Genomic DNA, 21,152 nt, shown 5'->3' on the forward strand with positions numbered 1-21,152 from the left:
ACACGCCCTGCCGGGCGGGTCGGTCAACCCAGCAGTTCGCGAGTCGCCTCGTGCTCGGGTGTGGCGAGAACCGCAGTGGCGGTACCGGATTCGACGACCCGTCCATCGTCGAGCACGATGATCTCCGCGCAGTGCGCGGTGGCGAGCCGCATATCGTGGGTGATCACCAGCAGCGCCGCGCCGCGTTCGGCGCGGACCCGGTCCAGCAGCGTCATCATCGACGCCGCGGTGCGGTGATCGAGCGCGGAGGTGATCTCGTCGCACACCAGCACGGCCGGGTCGGCCGCCAGCGCGCGAGCCAGGGCGACGCGCTGCCGCTGACCGCCGGATAGTTGGTGAGGGTAACGATCGGCTGTGTCCGGCGACAGGTCGACCGTCGCGAGCAGCGCTGTGATTCGTTGTCGCAGACAGTGTTCGGGTACTCGCCCAATGCGGCGCAGTGGCCGTGCGAGGGTCTGCGCGACGGTGCGGCGCGGGTTCAGCGCCGACAGCGGATTCTGGGTGACCAACTGGATGCCGTTCCCGCGCTGCCGGATTCGCCGGCCGCGGCCGACCGGCACCGCGGCGCCACGCAGCTCGAGTGCGCCGGTCGAGTCCCGGTGCAGTCCGGCGATCACCCGGGCCAGCGTGGTCTTCCCGGCCCCCGACGCGCCGACGATTGCCAGCGCTGCACCGGCCGGTAGCTCGAGGTCGACCCCGGACAGGACCGGCTGCCCGCCCGCGGCCGCGGCGAGACCCCGCGCGCGGAGCGCGATGTCCTGTCGGTGCTCGCCGTTACGCTCGGCCACATGAAAGTCATCGGTACCTTCGCCGTCACCGCCTTCGATCCCACCGACGTGGTTCCCGACCCGCCGATCGCGACCGCCCTGCCGGTCGGTGTGGTGACCATGCGCAAGGAGTTCGCCGGGGAACTCGGTGGCAGCTCGGCCACCCTGTTCACCTCCGCCTTCGACATGACCAGCGGCGCGGGCACCTATTTCGCGATGGAGTCCTTCGAAGGCGTCCTCGGCGACCGCGCCGGCGCCTTCAACTTCGTCCACTCGGCGACCACCAGCGGCACCGATCGCTCGCACGAGTTCTTTCTCATCGTTCCGAACAGCGGCACCGGTGAGCTCGCCGGTATCACCGGCACCGGTGGGCTCAGCGTCGACGCCGAGGGCGGGCACCACATCTGGTTCGACTACGAGCTCCCCGAGGCCTAATTCGAGAACGGTGTCGGCCACGGCGTGAATGGTGGCGGTGTCGTGGCCGGACAGCAGCACCGCGACACCGCGCTCGATGGCGATCCGCCGCAGCAACTGGGCGATTTCGGTGCGCAGCGCGCCGTGCAGACCGGCCAGCGGTTCGTCCAGCACCAGCACGTCGGTGCGCCGCAGCAGTGCGCGGGCCAGCGCGACACGGCGCTGCTGCCCACCGGACAGCTCACCCGGATGTCGCCGCAGATGCTCGGCGGAAAGCCCGACGAGGTTCAGTGTCTCGATCAGATCCACCTCGGTCGCGTCCCGCGCCCCCTCGGTCAACAATGTCCGCACCCGCATGAGCGGATTCAGCGCCGATCCCGGATCCTGCGCGACAAAGGCGATCCGCTCGCGCCGAAAGCGTTGTAGCTCAACCTCATTCATCGCGAACACGTCCGCGCCGCGAACGCGTACGGAGCCCGCCGCCGCCCCCGCCGGTACCTGGCCCAGTAGCGCCCGCATCAGTGTCGTCTTCCCGGCTCCGGACGGTCCGGTCAAGGCCGTCACGGTACCGGCTTCGAGCCGAAAATCCATGGGCCCGACCAGCTTTTGCCCCGCCTGTCCCCAGACTGTCAACCCGTCTACCGCGACCGTTTCGGTGCCCGGGCGCGCGGTGCCACACCGCTGCGCCGCATCGGCGCGGTCCCGCGTCCCCGCGGGTTTTCGGCCGGGGCTCTGGACCGGGGCGGTGGCGGGTGCCCGGCTGAAGCCCGCGACGGCCAGGTTGACGCTGACCGCGACGATGGCGATGGCGGCACTCGGAGCGAGGACGGACCAGGGGTTGAGCAGGAGCCCGGAGGTGTTCTCGCGCACCATGACTGCCCAGTTGGCCGCGCCGAGGGTGGTGGGAAGCTGGAGGAAGGAGGCGGTGCTGACAAGGTAGACGCCGACCACGAAGCGCAGGCCGAGCTGGGTGGCCAGGACCTCGCGCAGATTGGGTACGACCTCGCGGAAGACCAAGTGCGGCAGCCGCTCCCCGCCGGCCTCGGCGGCCTCGACGTAGCCGCTGGCGGCGATGCCCGCGGCGGCCGCGGTGAAAACCCGTGCGCAGTACGGTGCCCCGAACAGCAGGGCGATGACGATCAGGCCGAGCGCGCCCGCGTCCGGCCAGGAGGTCAGGACCAGCAGGATGCCGAGGACCGCGGGCATCAACATGGCGAAATCGGTGGCGCTCTCGATGATCGCGCCGACTCGTGGGCGCAACGCGGCCACCGCGCCCAGTACGCAGGCGACCCCGGTGATCAGCACCGCGATCCCGGCGGCCATCAGCAGCAGCCCCCATCCGCCGTACAGCAGATGACTGAAGACGTCGCGGCCGAGCCGGTCGGTACCGAGCCAGGCCTGCGCGCTCGGTCGCGCGAACGGAATGCCGACCGCAGCCTCCGCCGGGCGCGGCGCGAACGACGGGCCCAGTGCCGCGGCGACGAGCACCAGCAGCGCCGGAAGCAGCGCCCAGCCCGCAGACAAGCGAACTTCCCAGTGCGGCAACCTCATCCGCGACCTCGCAGGGACCAGGCTCGGATACCGTCGGCGAGCGCGAGCATCAGCATGATGACAGCCCCGGAAAGGGCTACCACCGCCGCGACCACCGACGTGTCGCGGTCGGCGACCGAACCGGCGAGCACGGCCCCGAGTCCCGGATAGTTGAAGATCGTTTCGACGACCAGTGACCCGCCGAGCAGCATTCCGACGGTGGTCGCGAAACTGGCCACGATGGTAGGCGCGGCGAACGGCATGACGTGCCGTACCAGCACGACTCGGCTCGGAAGTCCTTCCAGCACAGCATTGTCTACGTGCGGAGCCTGCGCGGCGTCGGTCAGTGCCGCTCGCACCACGCGAGCGTTCCAGCCGATCTGCGGTATGGCCAGCGCGAGGACCGGGAGCACCAGCATGTCCGCGCTTACCGGGAAGCCGGAGCGATCGGTGATCGTCACCGCGGGCAGCCAGCCGGTGGCCAGTGCGAACACCATGATCAGCAGGGTCGCCAAGACGAACTCCGGCAGGGCCGCCGCCACCGTCGTACCGGGTTGCAGCACCCGTCCGGTCCAGCCGCCTCGCACCCACCACGCGCCCAGCAGCAGCGACAGCACGACCGTGCACAGCAGTGCCAGTCCACCCAGCAACAGGGTGGGCGGGAACTTGTCGGCGAGCAGGTCGTTGATCGGGCGCCCCCGGGCGGTGCGGCCGAAATCGCCGGTGAGTACGTCGGTGACCCAGTCGAGGAAGCGCGTGGGCAGTGGCCGATCCAGACCGAGTTCGCGTTCCTTGGCGGCGATCTGGGCGGGAGTGGCCTCGCGGCCGAGGACAGCGCGCGCGGTGCTGCCCGGCAGCAGGTCCACCGCGACGAATACGGTGGCCAGCAGGGCGATCAGGAGACCGAGCCGCCGGAGCAGCAGCCGGGCGAGCAGTCGCCCGGCCCGGCTGCCGCGCCGTTTCGTATCGGCGGCCACCATCATTCCAGCCAGGCCCGTTCCAGCTGCACGCGCGCGAAACCGCCCAGCTCCGGGAGACCTTTGACCTTGGCGGCGGCGATATCTATACCGTCGGCCATGCCCCACACCAGGTAGCCGCCGCGCTCGTATTGGATCCGCTGGATCGTCTGGATCGCGCGGGCGTACTCGGCGTCGTCGCGCGCCGCGAGAGCCGTCGCGGTCGCCGCGTCGAATTCCGCGTCCCGGAACGCTGTCTCATTGCGGTTGGACCGGCCGGAGAGCAGCTTGTCGGCATAGAACAGCACGGAATCGTTGGTCCCCCAGGACACCGTGTAGAGCGGCGCGTTCAACCAGGTCCGGTCGTAGAAGACAGTGGATTCCTGCACCTGGACCTCGATCCGCAGCCCGATCTCGGCGAGCTGGGTGGCGAGTACCCGCGCCGATTCCACCTCACCCGGCGCTTCGGCCTTGGTGGCCAGCGGATAGGTCGCGCCGGTATCGAAATTCGATTCGCGCAGCAGGGTTTTCGCGCGCTCCAGGTCGCGCCCGCGCTGCGGGATCGACCTGTCGTAGGCGGGGTCGGCGGTGCCGAGGATGTCGTCGGCGACCGTCCCGTACCCCGAATGCACCTGATTCACCAGGGCGGCGCGGTCCACGCCGAGCCGGATCGCGGCCCGCACCCGGGGATCGGCGAACGGCCCGTCCGCGGTCCGCATCGCCACGCCGAGCATGGTGTCGTTGCCGCGCCGCACCACCCGCAGATCACCACGCCCCTCGGCGGTGCGCCCGGCGATCGCGCCCACATTGGAGGCCAGGTCGATCTGCCCGCCGAGCACCGCGTTGCCCAGTGCCGTCGCGCTTTCGAACATGGTGACCTCGATGGCGTCCAGCAGCGGCGCGGGCCCGTGCCAGCGGTCGTTGCGCACCAGTCGTGCGTTGCCGCCCTGGAACGACTCCAGCCGGAACGGCCCGGTGCCGATCGCCTGGGTGAAATCGGTGGTGTCCTTCTTCACCGTGAACGTCATCAACCGGACCAGCAGGGGCAGTTGGGTATTCGGTTCGGGCACGGTGAGCACCACGCGATTCGGCCCGTCGGCGGTGATATCGGCCTCCGCGACCGGCATTTTCGACGCGCCGCCGACCCGGCGCAGCCGTCGTAGCGACCACACCACGTCCTCGGCGGTGACCGGCGTCCCGTCGTGGAAGGTGGCGCCCGCGGCGAGCGTGAAGGTCCACCGCTTGCGTTCGGCGTCGGATTCCCATGTGGTCGCCAGGCGCGGGGCCACATTCGGATTCGCCCCGGGCACGGTGAGGGCGTCGTACACCAGTGCGGTGATGAGGAAGTCGCTGTCGTTGCTGAGATTGGCGTGCGGGTCCCGCTCGATCCGCGCCGCCGTGCCGACGGCCCCGACTCGCAGCGTGCCGCCGGACGCGGGCCCGCCGGAACGATCCGAGCACGCGGCCAGCAGTAGCAGGGCCCCGGCTCCCACGCCGCCCCGCAGTAGCTGTCGCCGGTTCCAATCCATCCCGCTGCCTTCCTCGAGCGCCGCGAGGCCGATGCGCCTCAGCTAGGCCAGGCTAGCCTAATTCGGCTGCGGGTTAGCTGGATATCGCTCGCGCCCAACCCTGTTCACGTTCGGCACGGTCGAACCCTGGTCACCCGAGCGCATTTCGGTCACGCCGCCGACCTGCGGCGACGCGCCGGTTTGCGTTGTCGATCGCAATCCGGGGGAGCACACCGAAATACCTGGATGATGGAAGGGTGCTCTGGAAAAAGACCGGCGTTGTGGCCGCTGCGATGGTGACCTTGATCCTCGCCGGGTGTGGGGGTGTAGGCACATTGACACCGATTCCCGAGGGGATACCGCCGGGCCCCGGCCTGCCGGTGCCCCCGATCGATCTCGACGCGCCCGGCCGCAGCGCCGCACAGCTGACCGACTGGGCCGAGGGGCAGCACGCCCTCGGCATTCCGAAGATCGCGCTGGAGGCCTACGGTTACGCGGCGGCGGTGCTGGCCCGCTCCCGGCCCGACTGCGGTATCGCCTGGACGACCATCGCCGGTATCGCGAGCGTGGAGAGCAAACACGGCATGCACGGCAGCTCCGAGCCGGGCGCCGACGGCGCGGTGCGCCCGCCGATCATCGGCATCCCGCTCGACGGCGGCCCGGGTGTCGCCGAGATCAAGGACACCGACGGCGGCCGGCTCGACGGTGACCAGGTGTACGACCGCGCGGTCGGCCCGCTGCAATTCATCCCGGAGACCTGGCAGCGCTGGGGCGTGGACGCCAACGGCGACGGCTTCATCGATCCGCAGAGCATCGACGACGCGGCACTGACCGCGGCCCGCTATCTATGTGCCAGCGGCGGTGATCTGAAGTCCGAACACGGTTGGCAGCGCGCCCTGCTCACCTACAACCAGTCCAACCGGTACCTGCGCACCGTGCGCGATCGGGCCGCCGCGTACAGCGTGGGCCGACAGGTGTGAGCCGGGCCGTCGAACAGTTCGGGCGACTTTTTGAGAGTGTGCCAAGGTCCGGCCGCTGAGCACTGCGCTAGGCTCGGCACCGCACGGCCCCATCCGTCACCTGCCGTGCCAGCAGCCGAAGGAGTGTCGTTTTCGTGGCAATCATCGAACAGGTCGGAGCTCGCGAGATCCTGGATTCGCGCGGAAACCCCACTGTCGAGGTGGAAATCGCGCTCGACGACGGCACCCTGACCCGCGCGGCGGTTCCGTCCGGCGCCTCCACCGGTGAGCACGAAGCGGTCGAGCTGCGCGACGGCGGCGACCGCTACCAGGGCAAGGGCGTGCAGAAGGCCGTGGAGGGCGTGCTCGACGAGATCGCCCCGGCCATCATCGGCCTGGACGCGGTCGAGCAGCGCACCGTCGACCAGGTCCTGCTGGATCTGGACGGCACCCCGGACAAGTCCCGCCTCGGCGCCAACGCGCTGCTCGGCGCCTCGCTGGCGGTGGCCCGCGCGGCCGCCGAATCCTCGGGCCTGGAGCTGTTCCGCTATCTCGGTGGCCCGAACGCCCACGTGCTCCCGGTCCCGATGATGAATATCCTCAACGGTGGCGCGCACGCCGACACCGGTGTGGACGTGCAGGAATTCATGATCGCCCCGATCGGCGCCCCGACCTTCAAGGAGTCGCTGCGCTGGGGCGCGGAGATCTATCACTCGCTGAAGTCGGTGCTCAAGGCGCAGGGCCTGTCCACCGGCCTGGGTGACGAGGGCGGTTTCGCGCCGGATGTCGCGGGCACCCGCGCCGCGCTGGATCTGATCGCCGTCGCGATCGAGAAGGCGGGCTACAAGCTCGGCACCGATGTGGCGCTCGCGCTGGATGTGGCCGCGACCGAGTTCTACACCGCCGGTAGCGGTTACAAGTTCGAAGGCAGCGTGCGCAGCGCCGAGGAGATGAACCAGTTCTACGCCGAACTGCTCACCTCCTACCCGATCGTGTCCATCGAGGATCCGCTGTCCGAGGACGACTGGGACGGCTGGGTCGCGCTCACCGACGCCATCGGCGACAAGGTGCAGCTGGTCGGCGACGATCTGTTCGTCACCAACCCGGAGCGCCTGGAGGAGGGCATCGCCAAGGGCGCGGCCAACGCGCTGCTGGTGAAGGTCAACCAGATCGGCACGCTCACCGAGACCTTGGACGCCGTCGAGCTGGCGCACCGCAACGGCTACAAGACGATGATGTCGCACCGCTCCGGTGAGACCGAGGACACCACCATCGCCGATCTCGCGGTCGCCGTTGGTTCCGGCCAGATCAAGACCGGCGCCCCGGCCCGTTCCGAGCGCGTAGCCAAGTACAACCAGCTGCTCCGCATCGAGGACGCGCTGGGCGATTCGGCCCGGTACGCCGGCGATGTCGCCTTCCCGCGCTTCGCGTTCGAAGGCTGACGATATGGGCGGTCTTCACTACGGCCTGCGTGGTCGCTACCGCCTCCGGCCGCTGAGTTCAGACCGCAGCTGACAGAGGAGCATCATGGCGGAGCGACGTGCGCGCGGTACCAGTCCAGCCGGACGTGGGGACCGCCGCACGGCGCGCGCGGCCCGGGCCGCGCGCCCCGCGGCCGTCAAACGCACTCGGCGAGGGGCGGATTCGACGCCGAAGGTACGTAAGACCGAGGCGCGCAAGCGTTCGGCGCGCGCCGAACGGCACGACCGCACCATCCTCGGCCTGCCGACCGGCAAGGCGGTCATCTTGGCCGTGGTGGTGTGCGCGCTCGCGCTGACCCTCGCGGTCCCGATGCGCACCTACTTCTCGCAGCGCGCCGAGGCCGCGGAGCTGGCGCAGCAGCGCCGGGAACTGGAGGACGATCTGGCGCGGCTGCGCGATCGCCGTGCCCAGCAACAGGATCAGCGCTACATCATCTCCGAGGCGCGCAACCGGTTGCGCTTGGTGATGCCGGGGGAGACGCCCTACATCGTGCAGGTGCCCGGTATCGAGGCGCCCGCGCCGCCGCCGGCGCCGACCAAGTCCAAGACCCCGGACCCCTGGTACACCGAACTGTGGGAGACGATCTCCCAGCCCCAGCCACCCCAGCAGCCGAACTCTGCGCCTATTCCGGAAGGACACAAGTGAGGGAGCGAAGCGAGCGGACGCAGCCGAGCACCGGCGAGGCGAAGCCGTGACCGCACCGACCGAACGCGATCTGGAGATCATCGCGGGCCAGCTCGGCCGTGAACCACGCGGCGTGCTGGCCGTCGCGTACCGGACCCCGGACGGGCTGCCCGCGGTGGTGAAAACCGCGCCCCGGCTGCCGGACGGCACCCCGTTTCCGACGCTGTACTACCTGACCGATCCCCGCCTGACCGCGGAGGCGAGCCGGCAGGAATCCGCCGGTGTCATGCGCGAGATGACCGAGCGGCTGGCCCAGGACCCGGAGCTGGCCGCCGCCTATCGTCGCGCGCACGAGAGCTATCTGGCCGAGCGCGACGAGATCGAGTCGCTCGGTACCGATTTCACCGGCGGCGGCATGCCCGAGCGGGTGAAGTGCCTGCACGTGCTGATCGCGCACGCCCTGGCGAAGGGCCCGGGAGTGAATCCGTTCGGTGACGAGGCGGTCGCACTGGCGGCCGATAATGGATTGCGTGGCACCGCCATTCCGGCGGACTGGCCGAAATACGAGGCGGGATAGAGATTATGACGCGGGTGGCGGCGGTTGATTGCGGTACCAATTCGATTCGGCTGCTGATCGCCGACGTCCTCCCGGACGGCAAGCTGGCCGATGTGCACCGCGAGATGCGGATCGTGCGGCTCGGTCAGGGCGTCGACGCGACCGGCTCGCTGCATCCCGACGCCATCGAACGCACCCGCGTCGCCCTGGCCGATTACGCCCGGTCGATGCGTGCGGCGCAGGTGAGCCGCGTCCGCATGGTCGCCACCTCGGCTACCCGCGACGCGTCCAATCGGGAGGATTTCTTCGCCATGGCCCGGGCCGAGCTGGGTACCGTGGTGCCCGGTGCGGAAGCCGAGGTGATCACCGGCGACGAGGAGGCGCGGCTGTCGTTCACCGGCGCCATCGGTGAATTGTCCAGTGCCGAGGGGCCTTTCGTCGTCGTCGATCTGGGTGGCGGTTCCACGGAGTTGGTCTACGGTGACAGCTCCGGCGTGCAGGCCGCATTCTCGGCCGATATCGGGTGTGTCCGGGTCACCGAACGCTGTCTGCCGGGCAATCCGCCCACGGCCGATCAGGTCGCGGCCGCCCGCGAGTTCGCGGCGCAGCGGTTGGACGAGGCGTTCGCGCGGGTGCCGGTGGGCGGCGCGCGCACCTGGGTCGGTGTCGCGGGCACCGTCACCACCATTGCCGCTATCGCGCTCGATCTGCCGGAGTACGACTCCGAGCAGGTGCACCTGACCCGTCTGAAGCTGGACGAGGTGCGTGCGGTGTGTGATCGGCTGATCGGCATGGATCACGATCAGCGCGCCGCGCTCGGTCCGATGCATCCCGGCCGGGTCGATGTCATCGGCGGTGGCGCGGTGATCACCGAGGTGCTCGCCGAGGAACTGGCGAGCCGGGCGGGCATCACCGAGCTCGTCGTGAGCGAGCACGACATTCTCGACGGCATCGCGTTGTCGATCAGCTAGCGGAAATCTTCAGTTGTAGCGGGTGGCTATCTATGGGATTTGTAGCTAATTTCTGGCATACCTACGGTTCCGAAGGTGAGGTCGAAATGAATGGCGCGCCGCGCCTGAATGCTCATCGATAGCCGCTCAACCAGCGCAAACTGCCCGATTTGGACGAACGCAACCGAGCTCGGTGCATCCAGTCGGACGTACCTCCTCGCGCATTCAGACCAGCGGCGCGCCGATCGTGATTTGCTGCACAGTTGCGATTTATGCCAATCTCTCGGGTATGTCCCAAAGTGTGGTACCCGATCGGGTCGCTGAGGATCGCACCCTGTTCGGCCATCCGATCGGGCTGACCAACCTCTTCGGCGTCGAGATGTGGGAGCGTTTCTCCTTCTACGGAATGCTCACCATCCTCGGGTACTACCTGTACTACTCCGCGACCGAAGGCGGCCTCGGCCTGGACAAGGCCACCGGCGTGGGCATCGTCGGCGCCTACGGCGGCCTGGTGTATCTCTCCACGGTGCTCGGTGGCTGGATCGCCGACCGGGTCCTCGGCATGGAACGCACGGTCTTCTACGGCGGCGTCATCGTCATGTGCGGTCACCTCGCGCTGGCCGTCATTCCGGGGCTGGCCGGCGTCGGCATCGCCCTGCCGCTGATCGCGCTCGGCTCCGGCGCGCTCAAGGCCAATGCGTCCTCGCTGCTGGGCACGCTCTACCCCAAAGGCGATGCCCGGGTCGACGGCGGTTTCACGCTCTTCTATCTCGGCATCAATGTCGGCGCTTTCACCGGCCCGCTGCTCACCGGTCTGCTCCAGTCCAATGTCGGTTTCCACTGGGGCTTCGGCGCGGCCGCGGTGGGTATGGCGCTCGGCCTTACCCAATACGCCGTCTTCCGGCGCAATCTCGGCACCGCCGGGCGCGAGGTGCCCAATCCGCTGCCGCGCACCGCCCTTCCGAAAGTGGTCGGGGCGCTGGCGCTCGTCATCGTGGTCGTCGCGGCCGCGTGGGCGATGAAGCTGGTCACGCTGGAGAACCTGGCCGATGTCACCACCGGCGTGATCGTCCTCGCCTCGCTGGCCTACTTCGTGGTCATGCTGACCAGCAAGCAGGTGGACGCGGTCGAGCGCACCCGGGTGCGCGCGTTCATCCCGCTGTTCATCGCCAATGCCGTGTTCTGGTCGCTCTTCCAGCAGATCTTCACCGTGCTCGCGGTCTACTCCGACGAGCGGATGAACTGGAGCATCTTCGGCTGGGAAGCCCCCTCGAACTGGATCGGGTCGGTGGAACCGGTGTGGATCATCGCGCTGTCCCCGCTGTTCGCGGTGATGTGGACCAAACTGGGCGGGCGGGCGCCGAGCACCCCGCGCAAATTCGCCTTCGGCGTGATCGGGATGGGCGCGGCGTTCCTGCTGTTCGTCCCGCTGGCCGGCTTCACCGGCAAATCGGTGCCCGCGGTGCTGGTGCTGCTGATCATGGGCGGGTTCGCGGTCTCCGAACTGCTGCTCTCGCCGATCGGCCTCGCGGTCACCACGCAGCTCGCCCCCAAAGCCTTCCGTGCGCAGATGATGGCCCTGTACTTCTTCTCCGTCGGAATCGGAACTTCCATGGCCGGTGTGCTGGCCCGTTATTACTCCGATGAGCACGAGGTCGCGTACTTCGGGCTGATCGGTGTCGCTGCGATCGCAGCGGGTGTGGTGGTCCTCGGTCTGGTGCCATGGATCAGTCGGCGAATGGAAGGCGTTCACTAGCCGCCGGGCCAGTGCGCTGTAGCTCAACCCCTTGTTGAAGGAGAAAACAGTGGCGATCCAGGAATCACCGGACAGATCTCCGGCGCCCCGCCGCACCGGTCTGTTCCGGACCAAATCGGTCGAGCAGTCCATCCGGGACACCGACGAACCCGACTCGAAACTGCGAAAAGACCTGACCGCCTGGGATCTCACCATCTTCGGCGTCGCGGTCGTCATCGGCGCCGGCATCTTCACCCTGACCGCGCGGACCGCGGGCAATGTGGCGGGGCCGTCGGTGTCGCTGGCCTTCGTGCTCGCCGCCATCGCCTGCGGTCTGACCGCGCTGTGCTACGCGGAGTTCGCCTCCACGGTGCCGGTCGCGGGCAGCGCCTACACCTTCTCCTACGCCACCTTCGGTGAGCTCGCCGCCTGGATCATCGGCTGGGACCTGATCCTGGAGTTCGCGCTCGCGGCCTCCGTGGTCGCCAAGGGCTGGTCGCAGTATCTGGCCACGGTGATCTCGAGCGAGACGACCGTGCACTTCGGGTCGATCAGCTTCGACTGGGGCGCGGTGTTGCTCATCGCCGTCCTCGGCGTGCTGCTGGCCGTGGGTACCAAGGTGTCCTCGCGCGTGTCGGCCGTGGCGGTGGCGATCAAGCTGGCGGTGATCGCGCTGGTGATCGTGGTCGGCCTGACCTACTTCAACAAGGACAATCTCTCGCCCTACATTCCGCCGTCGGAGCCGGCGGGTGACGGCGGCAGCGGCATCCACCAGTCGCTGTTCTCGCTGCTCACCGGTGCAGGCAGCAGTAACTTCGGCTGGTTCGGCCTGCTGTCGGCGGCGAGCCTGGTGTTCTTCGCGTTCATCGGCTTCGATGTCGTCGCTACGGCCGCCGAGGAGACCAAGAACCCGCAGAAGGCGCTGCCGCGCGGCATTCTCGGCTCGCTTGCCATCGTCACCGTGCTCTATGTCGCGGTCTCGCTGGTGCTCACCGGCATGGTGCCCTACACCGATCTACAGGGTGACAACGCGACGCTGGCGACCGCGTTCGCGATCCACGGCGCCGACTGGGCGAAGAACCTGATCTCGATCGGCGCGCTGGCCGGTCTCACCACCGTTGTGATGGTGATGTACCTGGGCCAGACCCGTGTGCTGTTCGCCATGTCCCGCGATGGCTTGCTGCCGCGCAAGCTCGCGCACACCGGCACCAAGGGCACGCCGGTCCGGCTGACCGTCATCGTCGGTGTGGTCTGCGCCGTGCTGGCCGGTTTCGTCGACTTCGGCACGCTGGAGGAGATGGTCAATATCGGCACGCTGTTCGCCTTCGTGCTGGTGTCGATCGGCGTGCTGATCCTGCGCCGGACGCGCCCCGAACTGCCGCGCGGCTTCCGGGTCCCGTGGGTGCCGGTGATTCCGGTGCTGGCGGTGCTCGCATGCCTGTGGCTGATGCTCAATCTCTCGGTGGAGACCTGGCTGCGGTTCGTCATCTGGATGGCGATCGGCATCGTCGTCTACTTCGCCTATGGACGCCGGCACGCGCTCTTGGGCAAGGCCGAGCAGAAGTAGTTCGAAACCCGAAGGAGCCCACGTGTTCTTCGTGGGCTCCTTCGTTTGCGACCAGATTGCTGAAACCTTGTTAGAGTGGCCGTGCGGTGCCGAACCACCCGGTCGGCAGCCCCATGCTGGAACCGGTTGTGAACCATCGTTATTGCCGAATACGGTGTGGCGGACGCGATCCCGGCAGTCCCCGCCGCCGCCGCGATCCGGCCCGCCACCCCGCCGATCAGTACCTTTCCGTCCACCTCGAAGTAACCCGATGATCGCCGCAACATCAAACCATAGCTGAAAGCTATGGCGCTCAGACCCGTCCGTCCGTGGCGTTTGCTCGCTCGCAGCCAGGAAACATCCATCCCCGCGAATCCCAGAATTCCGGTACAGCCGTACGAGTCGGTAGTCTGAACGCCCACGCCCCTATAGCCCAATTGGCAGAGGCAGCGGACTTAAAATCCGCCAAGTCTGGGTTCGAGTCCCAGTGGGGGCACCGTGGCGCCGCGGCGCGGCCTGGTTCTTGCCGCTGGAGGGCGCGTCGTGCGCGGCAGCCGGCCGGGCCGGGGTGCGGCGGCAGCCGCCGTCGGCTAGGGCCGGGGTGGGCCGCATCTAGGATCGTGCGCATGACTCTGCTGACCGAACTACGGCCGGTGCGCGCTGTGCTTTCCAGTCCGCGCCCGCTGCGGCCCACGGCCGATTTCGGTCCGGACGACCGGCGGCGCGGATGGATTGTCACCGCGGTGATCACGCTGATCGCCGCGATAACGCGGTTCGCCAATCTGCAATACCCCACCGATGGTGGTAGTCCGGTATTCGACGAGAAATACTATGCCACCCAGGGCTGGGAAATGCTGACCAACGGTCTGTGGATCGACGACAATCCCGGGTATTCGGTGATCGTCCATCCGCCGGTCGGGAAGATGGCAATCGCGCTCGGCGAGGCGATCTTCGGATTCAACGCATGGGGCTGGCGATTCTCGGCGGCGGTCGCGGGCACGGTCCTGGTGCTGCTCGTCGTTCGGATCGTCCGAAGATTGAGCCGTTCGACCATGACCGGAGCCATCGCGGGCATTCTGCTCATCGCCGACGGGGTGACCTTCGTCCAGTCCCGAATCGGCATGCTGGACATCTTCATCGCCCTGTTCGTCACGGCGGCCTTCGGCTGCCTGGTGGTCGACCGGGACGAGGTGCGCGCCCGAATGGCACTCGCCGACCTCGGCGGCCGCACCTCGACGACGCCGTTCGGCCCGCGACTAGGTGTCCGATGGTGGCGGTTCGGGGCGGGTGTACTGCTCGGCCTCGCCTGCGGAACGAAATGGTCCGGAATCTATTTCGTGGTCGCGTTCCTGTTCCTGTCCCTGATGTTCGACGTGACCGCACGTCGCGCCTACGGCGTGCGGCGACCGTGGAGCGGCACCGCCGTGCGCGACCTGCTACCCGCGCTGTACGCGCTGGTCGCCATTCCGATGGGTGTCTATCTCGCCTCGTTCGCGGGCTGGTTCGCCGGGGAGACCAGCATCAACCGCTATGCCGTCGGCAATGGCGTCGGCACCGGGGGATTCTTCTCCTTCGTGCCCGACGCGCTCCGGTCGCTCTGGTTCAACAGTGCCAAGATCCTGGATTTCCATACCGGGCTGACGAATTCGGCGGGAAATCAACATCCCTGGGAGTCGAAGCCGTGGACGTGGCCGATGGGGTTGCGCCCCATGCTGTATCACTATCCGGACCCCGATACCGCGACCGGCTGCGGATTCTCCCCGTGCGTGAAAGCCGTCATGCTGCTGGGAACGCCGGCCATCTGGTGGCTGGCGTTCCCCGTGCTCGCCTGGGCGGCATGGCGATCCATTGCCCGGCGCGATTGGCGATACTCGGCGGTGCTGCTCGCCTATCTGGCCGCATGGCTGCCGTGGTTCGCCTCGATCGATCGCCAGATGTATTTCTTCTACGCCACCGTGATGGCGCCGTTCCTGGTGATGCTGATCGCGCTCGCGCTCGGCGATATCGTCGGCCGGGCAACGGATTCCTACGAACGTCGTCGGCTGCAACTGCTGGTGGTCTGCCTGTATCTGGGATTGGTCATCGCGAATTTCATCTGGATCTTTCCGATCCTCACCGCGTTCCCCATTTCGATGCAGACCTGGCAGCACCAATTGTGGCTGCCCAGTTGGCGATAGCGGCGCTCACTGTCCGGTCAGCTCGCGCTCGCAGGCGGCCAGGATGCTGCGGAAGACTCGCGCGACCACCGGTCGGGAGAACATCCGGGTGACCAGATCCGCGCCGAACGGGATCGCCACCTCGGCTCGCGTGGTCCAGACGACCTTGGTGCCGCCGGGCACCTCGGTGAAGGTCATCGAGCCGCCCTCGTGGCGGGCCGGCGGGAAGCTGCGGTCGACGACGTAATCGAACGAGTGGGGCGCGTCGTAGCGGGTGACGCGTTCGTCGAAGCGCCCGATCAGCCAGGTGTGCAGGCGGATCGCACCGACCCCGTACGGCGCGCCCGCGCCGGGCCGGTCCAGGGTGCAGCGCAGCACCCACCGGCTGCGCTCGTAGTTCGTTGTCACCGAGCACCATTCGAAGACTTCCTCGAGCGGGGCCGCGATGACACGTTCGACGGTGATGGTCTGCATGGTCTTCTCCTGCGTGTCGCGGGGATCCTGATGCTCTCTTGGACACCGCCCGTTTCCGGAGGGTGACACTGTTCAGCTGTGTCCTCGGTCACGGTGCAGGATTCGCACCACCTGGGTGGTGTGCAGCTTCTCGGGATTGCGTACCGCGTACAGCCCGGTGATGCGGCCCGCGTCGATTTCGATGAGCTGGATGGTGTCGATCGTGCCGTCCGCCTCGGACCGGCAGACGATCGCGGGCAGCGCGTTGAACGTGCAGAACTCGTAGCTCATCGCAGACATGGGGCCGCGGGCCAAGCCGATGAGGTACCGCGCGACCGCGTCGGCGCCGGCGATCGGGTGGCGGGCCGCGGTGACCACTCCGCCGCCGTCGGTGAGTTGCACGACATCGGGGGCGAGCACCTCCATCAGCGCCTGCACGTCGCCGGTGCGGCTGGCCCGCATGAACTGGGCGATCACCGCCCGGCTGGTCTCGCTGTCGGGTTCGAAGCGCTTGCGGCGGGCCTGCACGTGGGCCCGGGCGCGGTGCGCGATCTGGCGGACCGTGGCGGGGGTCTTGTCGATCAGCTCGGCGATCTCGACCAGGCTGTGGCCGAACACCTCCGACAGGACGAAGACGGCGCGCTCGGCCGGGCCGAGGGTTTCCAGCACCAGCAGCATGGCCATCGATACCGATTCGGCGAGCAGCACATCATGACTGGCGTCGTGCTCGGTGCGGATCGGCTCCGGTAACCAGTTACCGACATACTCCTCGCGGCGTCGGCGCAACGACCGCAAACGGTTCAGCGACTGCCGCGTGACGGTCTGCGTCAGATAGGCGCGCGGATGCTCGACCGTCCTCGGATCGGTCTCGCGCCAGCGAAAATAGCTGTCCTGCACCACATCCTCGGCATCGGCTGCGCTACCGAGAATCTGGTAGGCGATCGTGAACAGTAATGGCCGCAGCTCGTCGAACGGACCCCGCCCCATGTCATCCATCCGCTAAACCTATCGCGCACAGCAAGTCCGAATCGCTAACGGGTAGCAAATATTACGAGTGTTTTACGACGAAGACCCGTGTGCGACAGCATATTTCCGCTGTGCTTATGGTTTCTGCCGTCGCCTATCGGAGGCGGCCAGTAAAGGGGAGATCAAGTCATGAAGTTTGGGAAGATCAGCGCTGCCGCGTGCATGGCGATCACCGCGGTGGGGATTACCGCGGCCACCGCGCACGGCGAGCCGGCGGTCGCGGCAGCGCCGCCCGCGGTGGTGGCGCAGGGGAATGCGACTTCCGGGCTGGTTCAGGGCATCAACTACAAGACCTCGGTCGCGCCGGCCGAGAAGACCATCACCATGCAGGTCGACAAGGGCCGCTTCGAGGTCGCCGCGGACGGCGCCGCCGTCCTGCTGAAGACCGACGACGGCGCGGTCGTGGACCAGGTGCCGCTGCGCTCGGAGCTGGCGGGCAAGCCGATCCAGGTGGCCCAGCAGATCAGCGAGAACGGCCGCGACCTCACCCTCCAGGCGTCGATGGCGCCGGAGGACCTGAAGGAGGTCGGCGAGCTCCGTGACGTCGACGGGACGTCCTGGGATCGCCTGATGTTCCAGGTCAACAAGAACCTGCCGGGCGTGATCATCGGTGGCGTGATCGGCGCGTTCCTGCCGTTCCTGTTCTTCATCACCATTCCCGCGGGCATGGTGATCGGCGGTTACATCATGGGTGGCCAGGAGTTCCTGGACGCGGTCATCGCGGTCGTCACCGGCCAGCCCTGATCCGGTAATACGGTCCTTGCGGGGCGGATGCGGCGAACGCATCCGCCCCGCAAGGCGTTTCAGCGGCCGAAGCGCGCGTCGACCCAGCCGAGGGTGTCCGCGAAGGAGGCTTCGAGGATGGCGCGGTGGTCGCGGTCGGGGTAGTTGCGGTAGTCGACAGGATTGCCGGTCGCGGTGAGCCGGGCGACCATCACGTCGGTGAGTTGCGGCGCGACCACGGTGTCGGCGCGGCCCTGGGCCACCAGCAGGGGGTGGGTGAGGCGCAGGGCGCTGGGGTCGTTGCTGTCGAGCACCCGGCGCAGTCCGGAGGTGTCGGCGGTGGGGGAGATCGCCTGGCCTTCTGGGAGGCCGCCCCACTGGTCGGGGCGGCGGAGCTGGCCGATGCAACCCTGATCCGCCAGGGGCATCAGGTCATCGGCCGCGGGGGTCAGCAACTGGGCGGTATCGATCGTGGCGACGGTCTGCGCGCCTCGGACGATCAGCGGCACGAACGCCGCGGCCGAACGCAGGACAGGTGCGGCCAGCGCAGCGGCGCCGAGCTGTGAAACCAGATGAGCGCTTTCGATCGCCGGACCGGAATTCGAGGCCGGAGCCAGGGCGACCGCGCCGAGCAGATCGAGCTGCGGCGCCCACTCGGCGGCGAGCGCGTCGGTGAAGACCGCGGCCTGGCCGCCCTGCGAGTGGCCGATCGCGACCCAGCGGGTGCCGATCGCGGGATCGATGTCCCGGGCCGCCAGCGCGATATCGGCGACGGCGCGCTGCTCGGCCGCGCCGATCAGATAGCCGTGCGGGCCTGGTGTGCCGAGGCCCTGGTAGTCGGTCTGTGCGACGGCATAGCCTGCGGCGATCCAGCGTTCCAGGTACTGCCGGGTCAGGGTGGTGTAATCGTGGGCCGGGTAGGTCGAGTCGGTATCCCGCGAGGGTGCGCACACGTCGGCGACGCCGGTCGTTCCGTGCGCCCACGAGATGAGTGGCCAGCCGCCGGGCGGCGGGGTGCCCTGCGGGACCGCGACCGTGCCCGAGACCGCGACCGGGTTGCCCTGCATGTCGATGGAGCGGTACAGCACCAGCTGGTTACGCGCGCCGGCGAGCGCGGGCGCGCTGTCGAGCGGACGCGACCGGATCACCGAACCGTGCGGGCCGGGAACGAGATCGGCCGATGGCGTGTAGAACTCGAGCCCCGATATCGCCGGGTCGGCGGTGGACGGGGCGGTGGTCAGCACGACAGCCGCGCTGATACCGGCGGCGAGGGCGGTGAACTTCGTCCAGAGCAGCAGGCGCATTCGCTGAACATACTGTGTGGTCGTCATGTCGGAAGTTGCGCGTACCGGTGTTTCGCGGGTCGGTGTGCTGCACGGCGCAGCAGCACACGCAGGCGTACGTTCTGCGACCGAGCTGATCCACCTGCACTGTGAAACAGCCCGCCCGCGGGGCGCTCCGAAATCCGCACGAAACGCTACTGCTCGAGCATCAGCTGCAACCTCTGATACCGTCGCACGAAGATACTCGGCACCCACTGCGGCGGATCGTCCGGATCGATGCCGAACTCCCTGGTCTCCCGAAGCAACGTACTGATCGCCGCGGACGCCTCCAGCCGGGCCAATGCCGAACCGATACAGAAGTGCGCGCCCTTGCCGAACGCGAGATGCCGGCGCACATTCGGCCGGTCGATATCGAAGCTGTCGGGTTCGGGGAATGCGGCCGGATCGCGATTGGCCGCGCCCCAGAGCAGCAGGAGGTGGCTGTCGGCCGCAAGGGCCGTATCGCCGAGCACGGTGTCGGCGACGACATGGCGATGATGCGCCCGGAACGGCGATTCCCAGCGCAGCGCTTCGTCCAGGAGTGCGGGCAGCAGCTCGGGATCGGCCCGAAGACGTTGTTGTAGTACGGGGTTCGTGGCCAGCACGCGCGCCGCCGACGCGATCAGTCCGGCGGTGGATTCGCCGCCCGCACCTACCAGCTGCACCAGGATCAGGACCGCGACCTCCTCGGTGAGTTCGCCGGTGCGGCAGGCCGACGCGAGCACGTGCAGCAGTGTTGTCGGGCCGGTCGCGGCGCGCAGGCTGCCATGTGGCAGTGTTGCCGGGTCCCGTGCGGCCCGGAGCGCATCGTGCAGGTAGGCGGCCAGCGACGTGGCCGAGGTGACCAGCTCCGGTAGCCGCTCCGAGGTGACTACGCCGCCGAGCATTTCGGTGCTGTCGTACGCCCAGATCAATAGTTGCGGCACATCCTCGCTCGGCAGGCCGATGAGTTCGGCGATCAGGGCGAGTGGCAACCGATCGGCCATGCCGGTCGCCCAGTCGATGCGATCCCCGCGCAGTCCCGTCGCCCAGAGCTCATCGGCCAGGCGGCGCACGCTCGGTTCGAGTGTGCGAATCCGCTTGGTGAGCACCGGCATAACGAGCTTGCGGTGTGCGGTGTGCACCGGGTCGTCGGCGGTGGCCAGCACGTGGACGGCCTGGCCGCCGCCATCGAGGTCGAAGGTGATCGGTGGCCCGTCCGGCTGCTGGACCAGTACGCCGGTCAGATGCGAGGAGAAGTCGGCCGTCCGCGCCGCCGCCTCGCTGACCAGCCGCCACGACGTAACCAGATGAAAGTCGGTCCCTGGCACCGCATACACCGGCTGCTCGGCACGCAGCCGACCCAACAGTGGATACGGATCATCGAGCTGCCCGACCTCGAACAGATCACCCATACGTCCCTCCAGGTTCACAGAACTCATTCGGCCGCCCACCGTCCGCCTCCCCGAAACCCATGTCAATCCCCCTCTCACCGTGAGACACCCCGCCCGCAATACAGTTCCGCCGACCTCGACGTGAGTCGAATTGGGCCTGATGGAAATCGGATAGCGCCGATATGTGGCCTGTCGTCGCCGGACACGGCATGCCGTGGAGGGGTGGATGGAGGTGCTGTGCTCGCCTTCGGATCCGATGGGTGCATTCGGGGGTGGTGCGAGTGAGAGGGATATGGAAATCTGTCTCAACTCGAGATAGTGGTGGTCGGGGTAAGGAGGCGCGGGATGTCGGAGCGGGTGGATTGGCTGGCTGGCGAGCGGGGTGCGGTGGCGGTGGCGCGGATCGAGACTGCCGCCGCGGAGCTGTTTCTCGAGCGGGGTATCGACCGGGTGGGGGTCGGGGAGATCGCGGATCGGGCCGGCTGCTCCCGAGCCACGTTGTATCGGCATGCCGGCGGTAAGTCCGTGCTGGTGCGTCGAGTGTTGACCCGGGCCGCGGGGACCGTCGCGGACCGTGTGGCCGTCGCCGTCGAGCCGTACCGCGGGGCGCGGCGTGCGGTCGAGGCGATCCTGGCCTCGGTCGCGGCGATTCGCGCCGACCCGGCACTCGCACAGTGGCTGCACCGCACCGCCCCAACCGACGACATGCTCACCACCGCCCCCGAATTACACCGTGTAGCAACCGAATTGACCCGCATCGCCCCCGACGACGAAGCCGCCCAATGGATCATCCGAGTAGTGCTCTCGCTGCTCGCCTGGCCCGGCCCCGACGCCGCCACCGAACGCCGCCTGGTCGAACGCTTCGTCGGCCCGCTATTCCGCACCCCGGACGCCACATGCGGCAGTTGACGGACGCCGTTCTCGGCGGTAGTGCACGGCTGCTGGAGGTCCGGCGCGGCGGTTGACGGACGACGCACCCGCCGATCGCCTGGGCCCGCCGGGAGGTCGGGCGGGGGGTGAAGTCGGCCCATGCGCTGTGTTTGCCTGCTGTTCGCCGATATCGGCTAACGTC

General features: G+C 68.3%; 18 protein-coding genes, 1 tRNA gene and 1 pseudogene. 12 read left to right on the forward strand and 8 right to left on the reverse strand.

Going from position 1 to position 21,152, the window contains the following annotated elements; all coding sequences use genetic code 11:
* Positions 1-23: 23 nt before the first annotated feature.
* Positions 24-788 carry an ATP-binding cassette domain-containing protein gene (locus ACFVMC_RS08410; RefSeq protein ID WP_379209463.1) on the reverse strand — a complete coding sequence of 255 codons (765 nt, stop codon included), beginning with the start codon at positions 786-788 and terminating at the stop codon, positions 24-26.
* Between ACFVMC_RS08410 and ACFVMC_RS08415 the strand changes: the two genes are divergently transcribed.
* Positions 789-1,202 (forward strand): DUF3224 domain-containing protein, encoded by a 414-nt coding sequence (locus ACFVMC_RS08415; protein WP_379209465.1) that lies wholly within the window; start codon positions 789-791, stop codon positions 1,200-1,202.
* Positions 1,203-1,256: 54 nt separating this feature from the next.
* Here the strand turns inward: ACFVMC_RS08415 and ACFVMC_RS08420 are convergent.
* From ACFVMC_RS08420 to ACFVMC_RS08430, 3 genes and pseudogenes are all read right to left on the reverse strand, one after another.
* Positions 1,257-2,732 (reverse strand): annotated as a pseudogene (locus tag ACFVMC_RS08420) (ATP-binding cassette domain-containing protein); the annotation flags it as partial.
* Positions 2,729-3,694, reverse strand: a complete 966-nt coding sequence (locus tag ACFVMC_RS08425; RefSeq protein WP_379208183.1) for an ABC transporter permease — start codon at positions 3,692-3,694, stop codon at positions 2,729-2,731. The pseudogene ACFVMC_RS08420 and the gene ACFVMC_RS08425, both read right to left, overlap by 4 nt.
* Positions 3,691-5,196, reverse strand: coding sequence for an ABC transporter substrate-binding protein (locus ACFVMC_RS08430; protein ID WP_379208184.1), 1,506 nt, complete (start codon positions 5,194-5,196; stop codon positions 3,691-3,693). Before ACFVMC_RS08430 ends, ACFVMC_RS08425 begins: the two co-directional genes overlap by 4 nt.
* Before the next feature lie 272 nt (positions 5,197-5,468).
* On the opposite strand from ACFVMC_RS08430, the gene ACFVMC_RS08435 reads away from it, so the two are divergent.
* The 9 genes from ACFVMC_RS08435 to ACFVMC_RS08475 all read left to right on the forward strand — a co-directional run bounded on the left by ACFVMC_RS08435 (position 5,469) and on the right by ACFVMC_RS08475 (position 15,204).
* Positions 5,469-6,155, forward strand: a complete 687-nt coding sequence (locus ACFVMC_RS08435) for a lytic transglycosylase domain-containing protein (RefSeq protein WP_379209467.1) — start codon at positions 5,469-5,471, stop codon at positions 6,153-6,155.
* 134 nt (positions 6,156-6,289) lie between these two features.
* Complete coding sequence (gene eno, locus ACFVMC_RS08440) at positions 6,290-7,576, forward strand: phosphopyruvate hydratase (RefSeq protein ID WP_379208186.1); 1,287 nt, start codon at positions 6,290-6,292, stop codon at positions 7,574-7,576.
* 85 nt (positions 7,577-7,661) lie between these two features.
* Positions 7,662-8,261, forward strand: a complete 600-nt coding sequence (locus ACFVMC_RS08445; RefSeq protein WP_379208188.1) for a septum formation initiator family protein — start codon at positions 7,662-7,664, stop codon at positions 8,259-8,261.
* Between the two features lie 46 nt (positions 8,262-8,307).
* Entirely contained in the window at positions 8,308-8,817 is a 510-nt protein-coding gene (locus ACFVMC_RS08450; RefSeq protein ID WP_379208190.1) for a DUF501 domain-containing protein, read from the forward strand.
* A gap of 5 nt (positions 8,818-8,822) precedes the next feature.
* Entirely contained in the window at positions 8,823-9,767 is a 945-nt protein-coding gene (locus tag ACFVMC_RS08455; protein WP_379208192.1) for an exopolyphosphatase, read from the forward strand.
* A 268-nt stretch (positions 9,768-10,035) separates the two neighbouring features.
* Complete coding sequence (locus ACFVMC_RS08460) at positions 10,036-11,502, forward strand: peptide MFS transporter (RefSeq protein WP_379208193.1); 1,467 nt, start codon at positions 10,036-10,038, stop codon at positions 11,500-11,502.
* Positions 11,503-11,551: 49 nt separating this feature from the next.
* Entirely contained in the window at positions 11,552-13,048 is a 1,497-nt protein-coding gene (locus tag ACFVMC_RS08465) for an amino acid permease (protein ID WP_379208195.1), read from the forward strand.
* A 401-nt stretch (positions 13,049-13,449) separates the two neighbouring features.
* Positions 13,450-13,523 (forward strand) — tRNA-Leu (locus tag ACFVMC_RS08470).
* 130 nt (positions 13,524-13,653) lie between these two features.
* The gene (locus ACFVMC_RS08475; RefSeq protein ID WP_379208197.1) at positions 13,654-15,204 is read left to right on the forward strand and encodes a dolichyl-phosphate-mannose--protein mannosyltransferase; all 1,551 of its coding nucleotides are present in this window, start codon (positions 13,654-13,656) and stop codon (positions 15,202-15,204) included.
* A 6-nt stretch (positions 15,205-15,210) separates the two neighbouring features.
* Here ACFVMC_RS08475 and ACFVMC_RS08480 read toward each other — a convergent pair whose 3' ends face one another.
* The gene (locus ACFVMC_RS08480) at positions 15,211-15,657 is read right to left on the reverse strand and encodes an SRPBCC family protein (RefSeq protein ID WP_379208199.1); all 447 of its coding nucleotides are present in this window, start codon (positions 15,655-15,657) and stop codon (positions 15,211-15,213) included.
* 72 nt (positions 15,658-15,729) lie between these two features.
* Complete coding sequence (locus ACFVMC_RS08485) at positions 15,730-16,632, reverse strand: RNA polymerase sigma-70 factor (protein ID WP_379208201.1); 903 nt, start codon at positions 16,630-16,632, stop codon at positions 15,730-15,732.
* Between the two features lie 159 nt (positions 16,633-16,791).
* Here ACFVMC_RS08485 and ACFVMC_RS08490 point away from each other — a divergent pair, with 159 nt between their 5' ends.
* A complete protein-coding gene (locus ACFVMC_RS08490; RefSeq protein WP_379208203.1) occupies positions 16,792-17,406 on the forward strand; it encodes a hypothetical protein in 615 nt (204 codons plus the stop codon).
* A 59-nt stretch (positions 17,407-17,465) separates the two neighbouring features.
* Here the strand turns inward: ACFVMC_RS08490 and ACFVMC_RS08495 are convergent, their stop codons facing one another.
* Positions 17,466-18,716 carry an alpha/beta hydrolase family protein gene (locus tag ACFVMC_RS08495; protein ID WP_379208204.1) on the reverse strand — a complete coding sequence of 417 codons (1,251 nt, stop codon included), beginning with the start codon at positions 18,714-18,716 and terminating at the stop codon, positions 17,466-17,468.
* A 146-nt stretch (positions 18,717-18,862) separates the two neighbouring features.
* A complete protein-coding gene (locus tag ACFVMC_RS08500; protein ID WP_379208206.1) occupies positions 18,863-20,128 on the reverse strand; it encodes a cytochrome P450 in 1,266 nt (421 codons plus the stop codon).
* Positions 20,129-20,425: 297 nt separating this feature from the next.
* Here ACFVMC_RS08500 and ACFVMC_RS08505 point away from each other — a divergent pair, with 297 nt between their 5' ends.
* Entirely contained in the window at positions 20,426-20,989 is a 564-nt protein-coding gene (locus ACFVMC_RS08505; RefSeq protein ID WP_379208208.1) for a TetR/AcrR family transcriptional regulator, read from the forward strand.
* Positions 20,990-21,152: the final 163 nt, after the last annotated feature.

Origin of the sequence: Nocardia sp. NPDC127579 (assembly GCF_042672005.1) — a bacterium.
In the GTDB taxonomy this organism is placed as follows: domain Bacteria; phylum Actinomycetota; class Actinomycetes; order Mycobacteriales; family Mycobacteriaceae; genus Nocardia.